The sequence below is a fragment of the Sphingobacterium thalpophilum genome (assembly GCF_038396785.1).
Classification (GTDB): domain Bacteria; phylum Bacteroidota; class Bacteroidia; order Sphingobacteriales; family Sphingobacteriaceae; genus Sphingobacterium; species Sphingobacterium thalpophilum_A.
Genome location: NZ_CP151087.1, coordinates 4,170,970 through 4,189,318, shown reverse-complemented (window position 1 = coordinate 4,189,318; position 18,349 = coordinate 4,170,970). Strand labels below are relative to the sequence as shown.

Annotated in this window: 13 protein-coding genes; 2 read left to right on the top strand and 11 right to left on the bottom strand. The window is 42.3% G+C overall.

Annotation, left to right across the window (positions count from 1 at the left end; all coding sequences use genetic code 11):
* Positions 1-52 precede the first annotated feature (52 nt).
* From AACH28_RS18460 to rhaT, 4 genes are all read right to left on the bottom strand, one after another.
* Complete coding sequence (locus AACH28_RS18460) at positions 53-1,423, bottom strand: FGGY-family carbohydrate kinase (protein ID WP_286852063.1); 1,371 nt, start codon at positions 1,421-1,423, stop codon at positions 53-55.
* Between the two features lie 12 nt (positions 1,424-1,435).
* Entirely contained in the window at positions 1,436-2,713 is a 1,278-nt protein-coding gene (locus AACH28_RS18455) for a TIM barrel protein (protein WP_341831192.1), read from the bottom strand.
* Between the two features lie 81 nt (positions 2,714-2,794).
* The gene (locus tag AACH28_RS18450) at positions 2,795-4,897 is read right to left on the bottom strand and encodes a bifunctional aldolase/short-chain dehydrogenase (protein ID WP_341833130.1); all 2,103 of its coding nucleotides are present in this window, start codon (positions 4,895-4,897) and stop codon (positions 2,795-2,797) included.
* Positions 4,898-4,924: 27 nt separating this feature from the next.
* Positions 4,925-6,001 (bottom strand): L-rhamnose/proton symporter RhaT, encoded by a 1,077-nt coding sequence (rhaT, locus tag AACH28_RS18445; RefSeq protein ID WP_286852069.1) that lies wholly within the window; start codon positions 5,999-6,001, stop codon positions 4,925-4,927.
* Positions 6,002-6,175: 174 nt separating this feature from the next.
* Between rhaT and AACH28_RS18440 the strand changes: the two genes are divergently transcribed.
* Both AACH28_RS18440 and AACH28_RS18435 read left to right on the top strand, forming a co-directional pair.
* Positions 6,176-6,796, top strand: a complete 621-nt coding sequence (locus tag AACH28_RS18440; RefSeq protein WP_336830271.1) for a 3'-5' exonuclease — start codon at positions 6,176-6,178, stop codon at positions 6,794-6,796.
* 10 nt (positions 6,797-6,806) lie between these two features.
* Positions 6,807-8,720, top strand: a complete 1,914-nt coding sequence (locus AACH28_RS18435; protein WP_336835283.1) for a DUF294 nucleotidyltransferase-like domain-containing protein — start codon at positions 6,807-6,809, stop codon at positions 8,718-8,720.
* A gap of 238 nt (positions 8,721-8,958) precedes the next feature.
* Here AACH28_RS18435 and AACH28_RS18430 read toward each other — a convergent pair whose 3' ends face one another.
* From AACH28_RS18430 to AACH28_RS18400, 7 genes are all read right to left on the bottom strand, one after another.
* A complete protein-coding gene (locus tag AACH28_RS18430) occupies positions 8,959-9,459 on the bottom strand; it encodes a hypothetical protein (protein ID WP_341831191.1) in 501 nt (166 codons plus the stop codon).
* 1 nt (position 9,460) lies between these two features.
* Positions 9,461-11,422 carry an alpha-L-arabinofuranosidase C-terminal domain-containing protein gene (locus tag AACH28_RS18425; RefSeq protein ID WP_341831190.1) on the bottom strand — a complete coding sequence of 654 codons (1,962 nt, stop codon included), beginning with the start codon at positions 11,420-11,422 and terminating at the stop codon, positions 9,461-9,463.
* 105 nt (positions 11,423-11,527) lie between these two features.
* Complete coding sequence (locus AACH28_RS18420) at positions 11,528-13,072, bottom strand: alpha-L-arabinofuranosidase C-terminal domain-containing protein (protein WP_341831189.1); 1,545 nt, start codon at positions 13,070-13,072, stop codon at positions 11,528-11,530.
* 10 nt (positions 13,073-13,082) lie between these two features.
* Positions 13,083-14,231, bottom strand: a complete 1,149-nt coding sequence (locus AACH28_RS18415) for an aldose epimerase family protein (protein WP_341831188.1) — start codon at positions 14,229-14,231, stop codon at positions 13,083-13,085.
* A 95-nt stretch (positions 14,232-14,326) separates the two neighbouring features.
* Positions 14,327-16,027, bottom strand: coding sequence for a sodium:solute symporter family transporter (locus AACH28_RS18410; RefSeq protein WP_286852080.1), 1,701 nt, complete (start codon positions 16,025-16,027; stop codon positions 14,327-14,329).
* A 68-nt stretch (positions 16,028-16,095) separates the two neighbouring features.
* A complete protein-coding gene (araA, locus tag AACH28_RS18405) occupies positions 16,096-17,598 on the bottom strand; it encodes an L-arabinose isomerase (RefSeq protein ID WP_341831187.1) in 1,503 nt (500 codons plus the stop codon).
* 42 nt (positions 17,599-17,640) lie between these two features.
* On the bottom strand, positions 17,641-18,333 hold the full coding sequence (locus AACH28_RS18400; protein WP_286734537.1) for an L-ribulose-5-phosphate 4-epimerase: 693 nt from the start codon (positions 18,331-18,333) through the stop codon (positions 17,641-17,643).
* Positions 18,334-18,349 lie beyond the last annotated feature (16 nt).

The window sequence follows — 18,349 nt, the reverse complement described above, 5'->3', positions numbered from 1 at the left end:
TAATAGAAAACAAACTGAACAGCTGTACCGTACTATCCTGTTCTAAAATCATTTACGAAACAGTATGTGGCCTAAATAATTTTAATTCCACCAAGTTTTGTGGGATCTCTGCTGTGTTCCAATGCTGATGCATCAACAGTGCGGCACCCAAAGCTGTTGCTTGCGGCATCGCTGCAGCAAACACCTCCATAGCTGGAAATTCACGTGCAATCAAACTCATATAAATCTGATTTCGACTAAATCCACCATCGACAAATATCCGTGCAGTCTGTGTACAGCAAAGAACAAGTTGGGTGGCGGCTACCTGTGCCTTGACAAGACACCAGACTAAGCTGTGGTAAGCGGTTTGATAATCTGGATAACGATGCAGGTCAATGGCTTCAAAAGATTTCAAATCTATCGCGTTCGGAAGATCAAGCGCTGTCAAAGCCGCGATAATGTCCCAGTCGATTTCAAGCGTTCTAAATTTGGCCGTGGTCACCGCAAAGAAATCGGCAATACGCTTTGATTGAATTTCATGTTCATACCCTGCAAATAAACGGGAGGCTTTTACGGGAGTACCGCGATAGGAAAGATAGAACAAACAATCCTGCTGCAGCTCCTCTATTGTCAAATCGATCGACGCAAATGGGTTTAATGAAATGCACCAAGTGCCTGTAGAAATTAAAACAAAGGGTTCTTTATTACTCATTAGATAAGGAATAAGTGCCGCGGAACTATCATGTAAACCCGTTCCAACCCAATATGACTTACCTAGAAACGTACTTTTAAAGGCTGCATCTCCCGAAACAATTGGCGGGAAAGCTCCAACGAGGCCCTCGTCTTCTACCCATTGATGATAATGGTGTTGTTTGAAGTCCCAAAGTGCAGTATGGCAGCCGATGCTAGTCAAATCTGTACACAGCTTGCCTGAAACCAAAAAGCTTAAATATTGAGGTAAGTGTACCGCATAGGCAAGTTGCCCAAATAAATCAGGTTTTTCACGCTTCAGACGCAAGAGCTGTAAGCCCGAATTCAGACTACCCAATGATGGTGATGCCGTTGCCAATGAAAATGCGACAACACCTCCATACGCATCATATAACTGTTGCTGTATATCCGCAGGAAAATCCTTGAGATAGTTGTATAAGGGAGTCAAAGGTTTACCCTGTGCATCAATGTAAACCAAGCTAGCCCCATAGGCTGCAAAATTGATTGCCTGAATATCAAATTCGTCCCGCCGGAGTACTTCATGCAAGGCATCAAAAATCGACAGACGAAGGCTTTCAAGATTTTCACAAGGATCCCCATCTTCATCGACAGTTTCTAAAAATCGAGCAGATCGTTCCCATAGCACGCTATAGTTTTTATCAAATAAAAGAAGTTTTTTATTCGTTTTTCCAACATCAAATACGGCTACGACAGGTATACTTTTGTTTTCCATGTCGTGTATCTTTTAGAGGCCTGTAGCGACGCTATTTTTTCCTCTTTCCCCCACCAATCTATCTCGTAACGCCTGTTCTCTAAAGAGCCCTATTGGATCCAATGCCGCACCGATGCGTCGTCTCGCCTCAGCAAGCAATGGTCTTACATCGGTTCGAAATGCCTGTTGCAAAATCTCCTGGGCAGCTACCACATCGTTTTGAGCTTGCGCATCGCGAAGCGATTTCCGATCGATAAGCAAGGCCTGCGCATAGGCTATTTTAATTGCTTCTACCGATTGTAATAAATCAACTAATGGGTCTTTCAGATTATGTGAAGCATCGATCATCCAGCCTAAAGCCGATTCATGAGCCATTCCCCGCGCATCCATCCCATCGATCAATTCACTGAATATCAAAAACAATTGATAAGGTTTCATACAACCGGCCGTCAGATCGTCGTCTCCATATTTGCTATCATTGAAATGAAAGCCGCCCAATTTCCCTTCCATCAACAGCAGCGATACGATTTGCTCGATGTTTGTATTCGGTAGATGATGCCCTAAATCCACCAAGGTAAAAGCCTGTGGTCCCAGCTTATTTGCTAAAAGTAAAGACTGTCCCCAATCGCCAATGGTCGTCGAATAGAAATAAGGTTCAAATGCCTTATACTCTATAAACAGGCTCCAGTCTACGGGTAGTAGATGCGCATAGATTTCCTGTAGGCTGGCAAGGGTATTTTCAAAGGCCTGTCTAAAATTAAGCTGCCCAGGGAATGATGAACCGTCAGCCAGCCATACCGACAAGCACGTTGACCCCAACTGTTTTCCAAAGTCGATTACTTCTATATTATGGTCTATCGCCTGTTGACGGACGCGTGGATCAACGTGATGCAAAGACCCAAATTTATAGCTGTGCTCCTGCCCGACCTGATCTTGAAATGTATTTGAATTCATCGCATCAAAGTGAATTCCAAAGGTTGCTGCATACTGCTTCAATGCTTCAGCATCTTTAGGAATATCCCAGGGAATATGCAATGAAATAGCATCACTCGATCCATTCAATGCATGCAGCAAGCCTACATCTGCAATTTTCTGCTCCAGTGTTGCCGGTTCACCGGCACCAGAGAAACGGCCAAAGCGCGTTCCACCTGTACCCAATGCCCAACTAGGGATAGCAATCTGGAATTGCTGTAGTTTTTCTACAATCTCTTCTGTTTGTACAATCTCGTGAGAAACAAAATCAAAGGCTCGCTGATGCCTCGCCTGCAACTGGTCATTATGTGCCGCGATAGCACACTTGTCTAAAATCATAATAGTACTGTTTTCGGTTTATTAAAATAGGGTATTGTGGTTTCTCGATCTATTGAAAACACAATACCGAAGATAGCGAAATTAGCGCACAAATGCCATTGCTACGCCACCGTCTACATTGAGTATATTACCTGTAGATTTCGAGAGCAAACCACCCACAAAACAAAAACAGGCATTTGCAATATCCTCCGGTAGAATCACTTCATTCAACAAGGTCCGTTTAGCATAAAATGTAGGCAGTTCCTCGATCTGAATACCATATGCCTTTGCGCGTCCCTCTGCCCATCCGCCAGCCCAAATATTGCTATCGGAAATCACTGCATCGGGGTTAACAACATTGACACGAATTTTGAATGGTCCAAGCTCCGCGGCGCATAATCTACTTAAGTGCAATTGTGCACCTTTCGCGCTTCCATAACCGACATTATTCGGACCACTGACAAGCGCATTTTTGCTGACTATATTCAAGATATCACCACCGATGTTCTGCCCCTTTAAAATTGGCGTGATCGCTTGGGTGACCAAAAATTGTCCTTTAACCAATACATCATACAATAGGTCCCAATCTTTTTGGGTATGGTCCTCGATAGATTTAGAAATCGACAATCCGGCATTATTCACTATGATATCTATCCCGCCAAATGCTAAAACAGTTTTATACAAGGCTTCTTGGATCTGTACTTCCTCGGTCACATCCAGTAGGACGGAGATCACTGCATCTTGGCCAAATTGTGCCACGAATTCTTGTTCGCATTCCGCCAAACGTTCAGCGTTAATATCGTTAAGCACAACCACTGCCCCTTCCTGTGCCATTTTCTTGGCAATGGCTTTTCCGATTCCGCCACCGCTTCCAGTGACCAAAGCAATCTTTCCGGAAAGTGCTTTTGGTTTCGGCATACGCTGCAATTTAGCCTCCTCAAGTAACCAATATTCGATATCGAAAGCTTCCTGACGAGGCAAGGCCGTATATTCACTTACAGCTTCCGCTCCTTTCATTACGTTAATCGCATTGGTGTAGAATTCTGCCGCTACACGTGCAGTTTGTTTGTCTTTCGCAAACGCAAACATACCAACACCTGGATATAAAACAATCACCGGGTTTTTATCGCGTACAGCTGGACTGTTTTCATGCTTGCAATTTTCATAATATTGTGCATACATTTCACGGTATGCTTCGAACAATGGCGCCAATTTCGCTTTTAGCTCTTCAACATTATCCAAATCTTCTGATTTATCCAAATTTAGTACTAACGGTTGGATTTTAGTTCTTAAGAAGTGGTCCGGGCAGCTGGTACCAAGCGGAGCTAAGCGTTGTAAATCGTTTGAATTTATAAATTCCAATACACGTTCATCATCTGTAAAGTGTCCGATCATGTGACGCTCACTAGAACAGAAACCTCTTAAAACCGGCGCAAGTTTAGCTGCTTGTGCAGTTCTTTCTTCCTTGCTCAGGCTAGTTACTTGCTGACCACCGAATACAGGTGCTTTTTTACCATAGTTTTGCTCAAGATATTCCGCGCAAGCTTCGATTACATCCAATGAATTCACATAACATTCATGTGCGGTGTCTCCCCATGTAAACAAGCCATGTGATCCCAACATAATACCCCGAATACCCGGGTTTTCTGCTAAACAGGCTCTTAACTTAAGGCCAAGATCAAATCCCGGTCGCTGCCAATCTACCCAGCCGATCGCCCCATTAAACAATTCTTGTGTAATCTTCTTCCCATCTTTTGCAGCGGCAATAGCAATAGCAGCATCGGGATGTAAATGATCAATATGTTTAAATGGTAAAAACCCATGTAATGGTGTATCAATAGATGGTGCTTTAGAATCCAGATCGTAAATACAGTGGTTAAATAGTTCAACCATCTCATCTTCATGCTCCAAGCCTTGATAAACATGCGCTAAACTGCGCAGCCGTTGAAGATACAGTGCTGCCAACCCCGATTTCTTAAGCGTCCCAATATCTCCTCCTGAGCCCTTTATCCACATCACTTCCACATCCTCTCCGGTCAATGGATCTTTTTCAAAAACTTTGCAGGAGGTGTTACCGCCACCATAATTTGTGATTCTTAGATCCGCGCCTAAAATATTCGAACGATATAATAATAAAGCCACTTCATCACCGTCTAGTGTACGTGCTTTCTCATCGTCCCATAAGTAATTGACATGTTTATACATTTTCACCTCTTCTATATTGTTTAAGTATTAATTTTCTAATGTCCTTGCAAAGCCTACTATGCAAATGGAAATGATAATTGTGATAATTCCAGCAATAATGGAACGATAGGTTACACGGTCCACCCCTCGCCATTCTTTTAATACAACGCCCCAGGCATTTGAAATAAGAATGATGAAAGCCATATGTAATATCCAGGAACTTGCGCCATTGCCCAGTCGGCTTTCCCCCATACCGTAAAAGAAAAATTGGAGATACCAGGTTGTCCCTGCTGAAGCACATAAAAGAAAATTCCGCAACTTCGGCACTGCTGGTTTCGTATAATCTTTAAAAGACTTATTCTTGACGAGCAGATAAAGACACCAAATAAAATTTGTCATAAAGCCGCCCCACAGAATTACGATATAGGTTACATTATTTTGATAGAGAAACTCTCCTTGATTGGGGTTAGCGGCCTTCCATACCGCATTGCTTACATCCGCCATGGGTTTCCCAGACTCTATACCAAAATTGAAACAGGCACTTAGTATACCTGAAACGATCGCCACGACGATACCTAAGCCGAAGTTGTAATCAGATTTACTTTCTGCTGATAATGTTGAAAGATGCTTTTCTTTGGACATACCAGCCTTGCCACATAGATAGACTCCGACCAAGCAGACCAACAGTCCAATGAGAATACAAACACCCGGCTGTGTCGTAAAGAAATAATCGATACCGTGTTTACCCTCGGCCCGATTGAAAAAATAATAAATACTAGGCATCAAGGATCCAAACACCATGCTGAGTCCCAAAATAATACTACTTCCCAACGATACGCCAAGGTAACGGACACCAAGACCGTAAGTCAGACCGCCTATCCCCCAAAGCATACCAAACAAAAAGGTATAACTCAAAATGGATAGATCGGTCTCTTTAATAATCTCCATAAAATTGGGTATCGTGAGCATTGCTGCGATAGGAGGTATAATGATCCACGAAAAAAGTCCGCCCAAAATCCACATGGATTCCCAAGACCAACCTTTCACCTTTTTATAGGGCACATAAAAACTTCCAGACGCAAAACCGCCTATAAAGTGGAAGATTACTCCGAAAACAGCATTCATTATCTATGTATTTAGGTATTAGATATCTAAAGTAAATGATTTCAGAAAAGGAACTGTTATGTACTGTTATGTTGTAACGACAAAATAGTTACGCTATAGCTAAATTATTTCGATATGGCCCGCTATCCTGCAACAAATTTTGATTACTTTTAATTATTAATTACCGACAATTCATTGAAAAAATATTTGCTATTCTTAGATACGGAAACATCTGGTTTACCGAAAAAGTGGAACAAGAGTTACATGGACGGTGATAATTGGCCCCACATCTTGCAACTGGCTTGGATCATTTATGACGAAGAGCAACATGAAGTTAAACGAACCAATAAATATATTTATGAGCCGTTAATACCAATCAGTCCTGCATCAGAACAGATTCATGGATTGACACCGCCCTTTCTAATGAAATATGGTGAGAAGAAAAAAGAAGTATTACGGAAATTCAGTCATGACATCAAAAAATATAAGCCCCAGCTTATCGGACATTTTCTTTCATTCGACCTGCAGGTATTAGCGGCCGAATTCTATCGATCCAACTTGGCTATTCCATTTCATAACTTAGCTTATTTCTGCACCTTGTTGCATAGCAAAAAATACGTTCGGAATCCGAATATGGTGCATCTCCCGCTTTCATCGCTGCATGAGACTCTATTTGCGAGTCCAGCCACAGAAATGCACAATGCTGAAAAAGATGCTGAAATTACTGCTAAATGCTATTTTGAAATGATTCGAAGAGATGAATTATCCGAGCAGGACATACAAAATCAGCAAGCTGAATTCGAGAACATCTGTTAATGTGACTTCCATGAAAAACTCCAACGCGATCCTACCCCTGCTGAAATCTACGCAGCCATTTCAAATTCTGCCCGAAACCCTACAATTGAGTATTGTCGACAGATTCAATGAACATCGTTTCTCCAAAGACACCTTAGTTTATCGGCAGAATATTACCGATATGGACGGTGTTGATTTAATCCTCGAAGGTGAATATGAAACATTCTTTCTGGATGTTTCCGATAATAAACGATTGGTCGAGATACACCATAAACCGTATTGTTTTGGTGGAATATCGGTCTTATTAAACCGAACGAAAGCACTCAAGTCCGTCATTGCCAAAAAAGGTACGATCATTTATCGTTTACCCCGAAAAGACTTTATTGAGCTCTGTAATGCGAATGAAGAGTTTTTCCATTTTTTCACCAATTCCTTTGGAAAAAGAATGTTAGATGAGGAGTTTTCTCATTTTGTTAAGTCGCCAGCCTCCTTCGAGGAAAGTTATTTTGCTGCAGACCAACTTTATTCGCGTAAAATTGAACACATCACCTACAAAGATATCGTTTCCTGTACACCGGATACCCCAATCTTTGAGGCTGCGCAAACCATGGCGAAACACAAGGTAAGCTGCATATTTATCAAAAAAGGGGAGCATATTCTTGGCTATGCGACAGATATTACCTTAAGAGACAATGTCGTGGCCCAGCAGATTCCGGCAACACAATCTATTGCTCAGGTAATGGATAATCCTATTGTCAGTATTTCGGATCAGGCTTATCTTTACGAGGCTGTACTGATGATGTTCCGTACGAAATCAAGATATCTTCTTGTTGAGCAGGCAGGCCATTATATTGGCTTCCTTAGCCGAAATCGGTTATTGAGTGAACAAGGGCAGTCGCCCCTCGTATTTATTCAATCGGTTAAACTTGCAGAAACATTGGATGAATTGCGTGAAAAATGGAATAATGTTCCTGAGATTATTCACCAATTGCTCGGTAGGGGTGTAAATGCCGAGATTGCGAACCAAGTTATTACCACCGTTGCCGACAGTATTGCACTTAAAGTAATTGAAAAAGTGATCGGAGAAATGGGCGAACCGCCTGCAAAATTTGTGTTTATGGTAACGGGTAGCGAAGGAAGGAAAGAACAGACGCTAATGACCGACCAGGATAATGCAATTATTTACGAAGATAAAGCAAACGAACAACGTGAGCTTGTACGCACGTATTTCCTTAACTTTGCCAGTCGCGTATCGGATCATCTCAATACAATTGGTTTTAGCTACTGTACCGGTGGGTATATGGCCAGTAATCCCGAATGGACACATTCGCTGTCACATTGGAAGAAAAATTACAAAAAATGGATTGAAGAAAGTATCCCCGAGAATGCGATTAAATTTTCGACCTTCTTCGACTGTAGGCGATTATATGGTGACCAGGGTATTATTGATCAACTCAAAGAATTTCTCAATATTGAGCTACAAAAACCCAACGAGCGTTTTTTTACGTTCATTGCAAAGAATGCGTTGCAATATGAACCGCCGCTCACATTTTTCAAAGCGATAAAAACGCAAACAATAGGTTCTTCTGAAGTCTTCAATATCAAGAAAGCGATGACGCCCATTGTTGACTTAGTCCGGGTTTACGCGCTGAAAAACAGAATTTATGAGGAAAATACAGGTGGTAGGCTAAAACAGCTTCTTGAGTTGGGCATCTTCACACAAGAACAGTACGAGGAATTAAATCAATCTTATTATTACCTGATGTCGATCCGCCTAAAAAATCAGGCTAACCAGATCCGTATCGCTAAACTGGCGCCCAACAATTACGTACCTATAGATAGTTTGACAAATATTGAAAAGGCGACAATTAAAGAAATATTCAAAACAATCAATAATTTTCAACTCGGTATTAAGCTGAAATTCACCAGCAATTTATTTGGTTAAGTAACTTATTGCCATATAAAGGCAATAAGTTACGAAGATCTGTTCTAAAAGCTTCTATTTTTTTGGCAAAGACAAATCAAACTGCCAATGCTTCGCTAATCGCTCCAACTCTTGTTTTGTTATTGGGATGACAGCGCCATGTTTAGGCGAAGTGAAATTAGTGGATTTCATTTTACCTGCATTAAAGTGTCCCAGATCAACAAAATTTTTAAAATCTGTTGTTTCACTGAAGCCAAAATTATGGGGCGATATCATCATAGATGAGTTCGGGAGCCCAGAAGGAGCCTACATTTTCCCAACCTTGAAAGGCTTTCTCCAAGTAGAGCTCCGTATGGTTCCAGTGAATTAAATCAAGTGATTTCATTAAGACAATACCCCGGTTGTTACCCCATCCAAATGCGACTCCGTCCCGCTCCCATTCCGTATTTCTATAACCTTGCTTTTGTCCGTAGATATGTAAATCCGTCATGACCATATAAAAATAACCATCTTTTCCGCGCATGATATAGGGATCCCGAATACCTTTCTGCTGTGCAATGCTATCGCCAGCAATGATCGGTTTTCCTTTATTGATATCGGTGAAAGCATAGCCATCCTGACTGACAGCAACATACAGACCATGGCTTTCATCCTTAAAGTAAACCATCAGGTAAGCCGCCAGATCCGATTCCTTTACCTGTGCAAACACGTTATGTGCAAATAGAATCAGGGGAGTAAAAAAGAGTCTACGGATATTCATCTTATTTCACGGTCAATTTTATCAAGGTCAAGGAATAGGGTTCAAATGTTTCAACAATCGTCTTTCCCTTATAAGTTACCGTATTTTGTTTTGGACGGATGTTCAATGGTTCCTCAATACTGTTACTCAGGTTTAGGTTGGCGTTGGCCAACGTGATTTTCTCTGCTGTCGCAGCAGGCTTTTTCTTCGAATCTATGTCGAGGTTCACTTTCATCGGCTTACTGTTGTAATTGACGACTTTCACGATAAGCTGTTGCGCAACGGCATCAAATACTGCAGAAGCATATAGGCTATCTTTGCCCGCTACGAATTCACCATCCCGTTTGATCGGAACAATGCTTGTCCCTTTATTGGTCGCATATAATTTTTGCACTTGGTAGCTCGGTGTTCCATATACCTGCAAGTTATCCACCCAAATTAAATCAGGTGACCACTGCCAGCCTTCGACATGACCGAATAATGGCGCGTAAGATGCCATTTCCACTACGTCGCCATTTCGTTCCAGGCCCGTCATGAAAGCGGCTTCCGAGAGGGCCGCCTCCCAGGTACTTTTGCCAGGACCGTTTGGTCGTGTGGTATGCGAAGCGTATTCCCCTGCGAAGATTTTCACCCCATTTCTAGGGTAATTATCATAACGATTGGCGCTCGACAGAAACCAGGATGGTGGGCGGTAATAATGTTCATCAATGATATCGATATTCATCGCCCGCAGTTGATCATCTAAGAAGTCAAAACGATCTCCTTCGGGATCGGTACCCGAACTGGCGATAATTTTGATCTCCGGATGTTTCTCGTTTAACGCTTTCTTGAAGACGGTTAACCGCTCGATATATTGCGGGCCCCAATTTTCATTTCCAACGCCCAACATGCTGAGGTGGAAAGGCTCAGGATGCCCCATATCCGCTCGTAATTTTCCCCATTTTGTAGCTGTTGTGCCATTGGCAAATTCAATCAGATCCAAAGCGTCTTGAACATATGTATCTAACTCATCTAAGGGTACCACTTCACCGGTATTAAATTGGCAGGCCATACCGCAATTGAGAATTGGCACCGGAGATGCTCCAATATCTTCTGCCAGTAAAAAGTATTCATAAAATCCTAAACCGAAGGTCTGAAAATAATCAGGTGTCAGCCGATGGCTAAACTCGGTATTCCAGCGGTTGATAATCAATTCCCTTTCTGTTATTGGTCCAACAGTTTTCTTCCATTGAAAGCGATTAGCCAAATCTTTCCCTTCAACAATACAGCCTCCAGGAAAACGGATAAAGCCGGGTTTCATATCGGCAAGCATCTGAACCATATCTTTACGTAAACCCTTCGGTCTTCCTTTCCAGGTGTCTATTGGAAATAACGAAAGCATATCTACGTCTAACGTACCCGCCCCTGTAAACCAAACATTTAACTTGGCTTTATCTGTCGTTTGGTTGACAGGAAATTTGACTGCAGCTTCAGACCATGATCCGACGGGTTCAAGTGGAAGTTCAGCTGCACCAATAACCTTATTCTGTTGATCGAGCAGCTCAACATGGATTTTCATCCCCTTAGCTGCACTTTGATATTGTACAGAGAACTCATATGCTGCCCCCGCTTTCACCCCCATTCCTCTAAAGCCTTCATTTTGTAGCCCTAATTTCAAATTAGTCGCATTGTTTATCCTTAAATAACGTTTATTCCCTTTACGTTTGCTATCATTTAGCAGCAGGTAGGTTCCCTCAGAGCCATTTTCGAGCTTTTTCCAGCCCATCCAAGGCTGATCAAATTCAAATGATCTATTCTTTACCAATTCAGCATAGATTCCCCCGTCGGCACCAAGATTGATATCTTCAAAAAAGACACCCCACATATGTGGCGATATTTTGCCTGTAGGTTTATCCAATGCTATATTTAATGTTATCGGTGACTGTGCCATTGCTGAAGAGCCCAAGCTCGCTAACAGTAACAGTATTGACACTACTCTTTTCATCCCTATATGTATTTGTTCAACAATAATTTATCATTTCAGGTTTTTACACCAGCTCTAACAGCATAAATAGGGTAGCACGACATGACACCCTATCAAAATTGGCTGTTATATTAATTCCAATACAATAACTGAAAATGCCGGAATGTCCACTTCAATGGCACCATTCACTACCTTTGCCTTATTGTACACAACAGGTTTAATTGTTGTGGGTTTCTTGAAGGAATTATAATCGCGTAGATTCTCCGCGGTAAGAATTCGACCTGAAATTTTTGCAGCTTTCACTGAACCGAGATCCACACGTACCTTATTATTCTTTTTCGGATCAATATTTACCAAGGAGATATGAGTACGGCCCTGCTTGTCTTGTGACGCTGAAACCGAAACGGCCGGAATTTTTTCCTGGTTAAATTCAAAATCCGTTGATTGAAGGGAAACAGGAATTAACTTAGCATCCTGATGTACCTTATACATTTCCATCACATGATAAGTCGGGGTCAAAATCATATTCTTTCCTTCTGTTAGAATAACCGCCTGCAATACATTCACAGCCTGCGCTAGATTGGCCATCTTCACTCGACGAGCATGATTGTTAAAGATATTGAGTGTCATTCCTGCAATCATGGCATCACGCATGGTATTTTGTTGATAGAGAAAACCCGGATTCGTACCAGGCTCTACCGCATACCAGCCCCCCCATTCGTCTACGATCAGATCCACAAGTCCTTTCGGATCGTATTTGTCCATAATGGCGATATTCTTTTCCACGAGCTCATTCATAAACCAAGCTGATTTCATGGTTTTAAAATACTCCTCCTCCGAATATTGGGTCGCAGAGCCCTTATTATCCCAGTTGATCACTGCATAGTGATGAAGTCCCATACCTTTCATCAAACCGCTCGGAATTTTCTTCATGAGTGTCTCCGTCCAATTGTAATCTGCACTATTGGCTCCTGATGCTATCCGATACAAACCACTTCCATTGGTCCAATCCGACATAAAAGTGGCGTATTTGCGATAAATGTCGGTATAGTAATCGGCGGTCATATTTCCACCACAGCCCCAGGCTTCATTTCCTACGCCCCAGAATTTTACCTTCCAAGGTTCCTGCCGACCATTTTTTCGTCGCCAATCCGACATGGGGCTTTCTCCTTTAAAATTCACATACTGTACCCAGTCGGCAAGCTCCTGTACCTCACCGCTACCCACATTACCCGCCAGATAAGGTTCCGCTCCAAGCAATTCACACATGTTGAGAAAATCGTGTGTACCAAAAGAATTATCCTCTGTCACGCCACCCCACCAGTTGTTTACGATAGCAGGACGCTGCGCTTTGGGCCCAACTCCATCCTTCCAATGATATGTATCGGCAAAACATCCACCCGGCCAACGTAAATTGGGAATGTTCAAATTCTTAAGGGCTTCGATAACATCTTTCCGGACGCCATCGGCGTGGGGAATTGAGTCATTTTTCTCCCCGACATAAAATCCATCATAAATACAGCGTCCCAAGTGCTCGGCAAAATGTCCATAGATATGTCGACTTATAATCTGCTCCTGCTGCGGCGTTTCTAATCTTACACTACTCTGTCCATACAGTAATCCAGTGGCCAACGTAAAAACAACGCCTAATTTTAATCTTAGCTTCATCATATAGATTTTATTATTTCACACTGAATTGGTAGGTTGTTTTTGAACTATATTTTTCTCCAGGTTTTAACACCGTTGATGCAAAATTGGGGTGATTTGGTGCATCTGGAAAATGTTGTGTCTCCAAACAGAAAGCAGAACGGAATGGATACACTTTTCCTTCTTTCCCTTTAGGGTCCGAATCCTTCATAAAATTACCACTGTAAAACTGTAAACCAGGTTCGGTTGTGTAGATGTCCATTTCAATACCCGTTTTAGCAGCATACACCTGTGCGATCTTCTGAAAACCATCCTTCTTGTTTAGTTCAAAATTATGGTCATAGCCTTTTCCGATCTTCAGTTGTGCATTTTCATCTTCAATACGAGCGCCAATACGTGTAGGTTTTGTAAAATCGAATGCTGTGCCCGCTACGGGCAAACTCTTTCCAGTTGGAATCAAGGTATTGTCAACTTCGGTAATTGCCTTTGCATCAATTTGAAGTTCATGATCCAAAATAGAAGAATCTCCGGCCCCATTGAGGTTAAAATAAGCATGGTTGGTCAGATTTAAGACCGTCTCTTTATCTGTTGTCGCCTGATAGGCTATGGCCAAAGCACCATTGTCCTCCAGGGTATAGGTAACCTCCATCTTGACCGTTCCCGGATAACCAGCTTCTTTATCAGGTGAGGTATAGGCTAATGTGATTGATGTCGAAGTGCTACCGACGACATCCCACACTTTATTGTAAACGCCATTGGTACCGCCATGAAGTGAATTCTCGCCATCATTCTTTTCTAAAGAATAAACCTCTCCATTCAGTTTAAATGACGCTTTGCCAATCCGATTCCCATAACGCCCTACAATTGCACCGTAAAAATTATTATAGTTATCCTTGTATTCTTTGGCCGAATCATAGCCCAAAATCACATCAGTCAATTTACCGTCTTTATCTGGCACTTTTAAACTTACCAGGCGTGCGCCATAATTTGTCAATGTAATAGCGAGTCTGTTATTCTTGAGCTGGAATAGTTTAACTTCTTTACCATCAATCTGGCTATCAAAAGCTTGGTTGGAGGTAGAGTCAGCCAAGGTCGCTGCTTGTTTACTTTGAGTTGATGAAGACTGGCAGCCATAAGCCAATGAAGCACAAGTCAACAAACCAATAATAATTTTCTTATTCATCTGCAATTAAGTTTTACCCCATCGGTCCGATGGAGGCTTCCTAATTTTAATTAGGAATGGTTCATAATCATTTAATTATTCAAATGGCAACATTTCTACCAAAAACGCACATAGATAGCAGTCACCAACAATAAAGTCACAACAATTAATGCCAATACGGACGGTTCCACTTTAAACATCGATCGATCCAATACAAAAGCTTTTGGATTAACTTTTGGTCCAAATAAGCTGACAGCAATCATAGCGATCATCGTAAACACAAATGCTAATCCCATACATATCTGAAATGGAATTTCATAAACGCCCGCTTTGTTAAGATATGCCGTATAGATCCATGTTTCTGGTCCGAAAACTTTTGTTGCAAACTCGTTGAAAAATACCGACAATGCAAATCCCGTAACCAGGCCAGTAATGGCGGCTGCACCCGTAGTCCTTTTCCAGAACATACCGAGCAAAAACATCGCAAAAACACCCGGACTGATAAAGCCTGTATATTTTTGGATAAAAGTAAATCCTCCGGCGCCACCGATGCCCAGTGCATCATTCCAGGTAAATAAAACAGAAAGTAGAATAGAGATCACAATTGTTATCTTTCCAACCCAGACCATTTTTGCTTCGCTCGCATCTTTATTGATGTATTTTTTAAAGATATCCAGTGTAAAGATCGTTGCGATACTATTTGCCTTTCCGGCCAATCCGGCCACAATAGCCGCCGTAAGCGCCGCCAGTGCTAATCCTTTCATTCCATTTGGCAGATAGCCCAATATTGCCGAGTACGCATTATCGGCATGAAACACCCCTCCAGGAGCCATTTCGTGTTGTAACGCGCCATTTTTATAAAGCACATAAGCAGCTATTCCTGGAAGCATGACGATAATCGGCATAAACAATTTTAGAAATCCTGCAAAAAGAATCCCTGTACGTGCGGTCTTTAAATCAGCTCCCAAAGCGCGTTGTGTGATGTATTGGTTACAACCCCAGTAATTTAGGTTGACAATCCAGATCCCGGCAAGGTACATCCCTATTCCAGGCAACATCAGATATTTATTAATATCTTCCTGACTGGCACCCGGCCCTGGTTTATCGACAAATAGGTTAAAATGCTCCGGCGAATCTTCCATCAGTTTATTGAATCCCGCTAAGGCGTCTTGTCCCAAACCAAAATGTTCACTGACCAAGGTCAATGCCACATAGGTCGTCGCTATACCACCAATAATTAATACAACAACCTGAATAACATCTGTAAAGCCAATAACACGCATTCCGCCCAAAGTGATGATAACGGCAAATACGGCTAGAGCAACTGTAATGATGTGGAAGCTGTCACCACCTCCGGCCATACTCGAAATGGCGATTGCCCCGAGATACAAAATGGAGGTCAGATTGACAAAAACGTACAAAAACAACCAAAAGATTGCCATAATGAGACTCGTCGTTTCATTGTATCGGTTGTTCAAAAACTGGGGCATCGTGAAAATCTTGTTTTTCAGATAAACTGGAATAAACCAAACCGCAACAATAATTAGCGCTACCGCAGCAATGAGCTCATAAGCGGCTACAGCAATACCGACCTCAAATCCATTACCGCTCATACCAATAAACTGCTCAGCAGAAATATTCGATGCGATCAACGAAGAACCTATGGCCCACCAAGTCAATGATCCCTCCGCCAGAAAGTAGTCCTTGCTACTGCTTAAACTATTCGTCTTTTTACGATAAATCCAGTAGCCATAACCGGCTACAATAAAGAAGTAAATTACGAAGATGATGTAATCTACCGTTGCAAATTTTTCCATATTTCCCAAATTGGTTATTATCTATAAGCCATTTATACCCGAAGAGCAGGTATAAATGGCTTAGGTTATTATTTACTCAGTAAATAATATAGTTCATTCCATTTCAATTGATCTTCGAGTTTCGCTACCGTAGTATCCTCGTCAATCAATACATATTCCAGTCCGGCAATACGTGCAAAATCTTCCAGGTATTCGGGTGTTAAGCTCAAGCTGTAGGCTGTATGGTGCGCCCCCCCTGCCACAATCCAGGAACTACAGCCTGTTTTCATATCTGGCAGCGGTTTCCATAACACACGCGCAACAGGAAGCTTAGGTAACTCTTCTTCCACAGCAACACCTTGTACTTTATTCACGATCAAACGAAAACGCGTTCCCATATCGACCAAAGAGGCATTCAATGCATCTCCGCTCTGGCCATTGAAAACCAAACGGGCAGGATCCGCCTTGCCGCCAATTCCTAGCGGATGTACTTCTATACGCGGTTTTCCAGTTGCTAAAGCGGGGTCTACTTCTAACATATGCGAGCCAAGTACCATGGGATTCTGCGGATCAAAATGGTAAGTGTAGTCCTCCATAAATGCGGTTGTTCCAGCTAATCCTGCACCCATTACTTTGCAAGCGCGCACCAAAGCCGGAGTCTTCCAATCCCCTTCGCCGGCAAAACCATACCCCTCAGCCATTAAACGCTGTACTGCCAAGCCCGGAAGTTGTACCATCCCATGCAGATCCTCAAAAGTATCCGTAAAACCTTTAAAGTTTCCTTGTTCCAAAAATTTCCGTAGGCCAATTTCTATTTTAGCAGCTTCGATGAGGTTAGCACGATATTCACCGTCAGCTTTCACGTTTTCGGCAAGTTCATAAGTCGCTTCGTACTCCGCTAATAATGCCGCGATTTCCGCTTCCGTACTCGCATTGATAACCGCTACCAAATCACTAATGGCATAGGTGTTTACAGCGAAACCAAATTGCGCCTCTGCCTCTACTTTATCGCCGTCCGTAACAGCCACATAACGCATGTTATCGCCAAATCGTGCAAATTTAGCCCCCTGCCAGTCGTGCCATCCGGCTGCTGCACGTGCCCAAACATTAATCCGTTCCAACACTTCCGCATCTTGCCAATGCCCGGTAACGACTTTACGACCTATTTTTAAGCGGCTAACGATATGTCCAAATTCGCGATCCCCATGCGCACTCTGGTTGAGATTCATAAAATCCATATCGATACTATTCCATGGAATATCCTGGTTATACTGCGTATGCAGATGCAACAATGGCTTTTGCAAAGCTTTTAATCCTCGGATCCACATCTTTGCAGGTGAAAATGTATGCATCCAGGTAATAACGCCAATACAGTTTTTCTCATTGTTGGCGGCTGCCAATGTTGCATAAATCTCGTCCGTATTTTTTACGATCGGTTTATATTTTACCGCTACTGGAATCGCTGCTTGGGTATCTAAATAATTGGCTATTTCCTCAGCATGTAGGGCAACTTGTCGCAAGGTTTCTTCACCATATAGGTCTTGGCTTCCCACGACAAACCAGACCTCAAGCTCTTTTAAATTGATATTCATGTTAAATTGTAGTTTTTGCTATAGATTTTTTATTACTAAAAATTATTGACCATAATAGGCGTTGGCCCCATGCTTCCTTTCGTAATGCTTTTTGATCAGTGCAGGCTTTAATCGAGGCGCATTCGGATTGATTTGTTCTGTCAACCAAGCCATTTTAGCAACCTGTTCCAATACTGCACTGTTATAAACAGACTTTGTTCCAGTTTTACCCCAGGCAAACGGCGCGTGGTTACCAACCAGAATCATTTCCACCTCTTTATAATCCAGCTTATTTTCGGCAAAGTGATTGATAATCTGAAACCCCGTTTCATGCTCGTAGTTTCCGGCGATCATCTCATCGTGCATTGGTGGAGCACAGGGAATATCGACGGTCAAATGATCTGCATGTGTCGTTCCGAAAATGGGAATATCCCGTTGCGCCTGTGCCCATGCTGTCGCATAGGTGGAGTGCGTGTGGGTGATCCCACCGATTTCCTTCCAATGTTTATACAGTAGCGCGTGAGTTTTCGTATCTGATGATGGCCGAAGATTCCCCTCAACCACCTGACCATCAAAGTCTACAATCACCATATGTTCCGGTGAAAGCTCTTCATATGGAACTCCACTTGGTTTAATCGCAAACACTTCCTTACGGCGATCGACAACACTCACATTTCCAAATGTAAAAAGCACCAATCCCAGCTGGGGCAATTGCATATTGCAATGGTAGGCTTCTTCTTTAATTGAATTATACATGATTAAAATTTGAATG

Coding starts and splice junctions, on each gene's coding strand:
- AACH28_RS18460 (WP_286852063.1), bottom strand. CDS start 1,423: ATGGAAAACAAAAGTATACCTGTCGTAGCCGTATTTGATGTTGGAAAA.
- AACH28_RS18455 (WP_341831192.1), bottom strand. CDS start 2,713: ATGATTTTAGACAAGTGTGCTATCGCGGCACATAATGACCAGTTGCAG.
- AACH28_RS18450 (WP_341833130.1), bottom strand. CDS start 4,897: ATGTATAAACATGTCAATTACTTATGGGACGATGAGAAAGCACGTACA.
- rhaT (WP_286852069.1), bottom strand. CDS start 6,001: ATGAATGCTGTTTTCGGAGTAATCTTCCACTTTATAGGCGGTTTTGCG.
- AACH28_RS18435 (WP_336835283.1), top strand. CDS start 6,807: ATGAAAAACTCCAACGCGATCCTACCCCTGCTGAAATCTACGCAGCCA.
- AACH28_RS18430 (WP_341831191.1), bottom strand. CDS start 9,459: ATGAATATCCGTAGACTCTTTTTTACTCCCCTGATTCTATTTGCACAT.
- AACH28_RS18425 (WP_341831190.1), bottom strand. CDS start 11,422: ATGAAAAGAGTAGTGTCAATACTGTTACTGTTAGCGAGCTTGGGCTCT.
- AACH28_RS18420 (WP_341831189.1), bottom strand. CDS start 13,072: ATGATGAAGCTAAGATTAAAATTAGGCGTTGTTTTTACGTTGGCCACT.
- AACH28_RS18415 (WP_341831188.1), bottom strand. CDS start 14,231: ATGAATAAGAAAATTATTATTGGTTTGTTGACTTGTGCTTCATTGGCT.
- AACH28_RS18410 (WP_286852080.1), bottom strand. CDS start 16,027: ATGGAAAAATTTGCAACGGTAGATTACATCATCTTCGTAATTTACTTC.
- araA (WP_341831187.1), bottom strand. CDS start 17,598: ATGAATATCAATTTAAAAGAGCTTGAGGTCTGGTTTGTCGTGGGAAGC.
- AACH28_RS18400 (WP_286734537.1), bottom strand. CDS start 18,333: ATGTATAATTCAATTAAAGAAGAAGCCTACCATTGCAATATGCAATTG.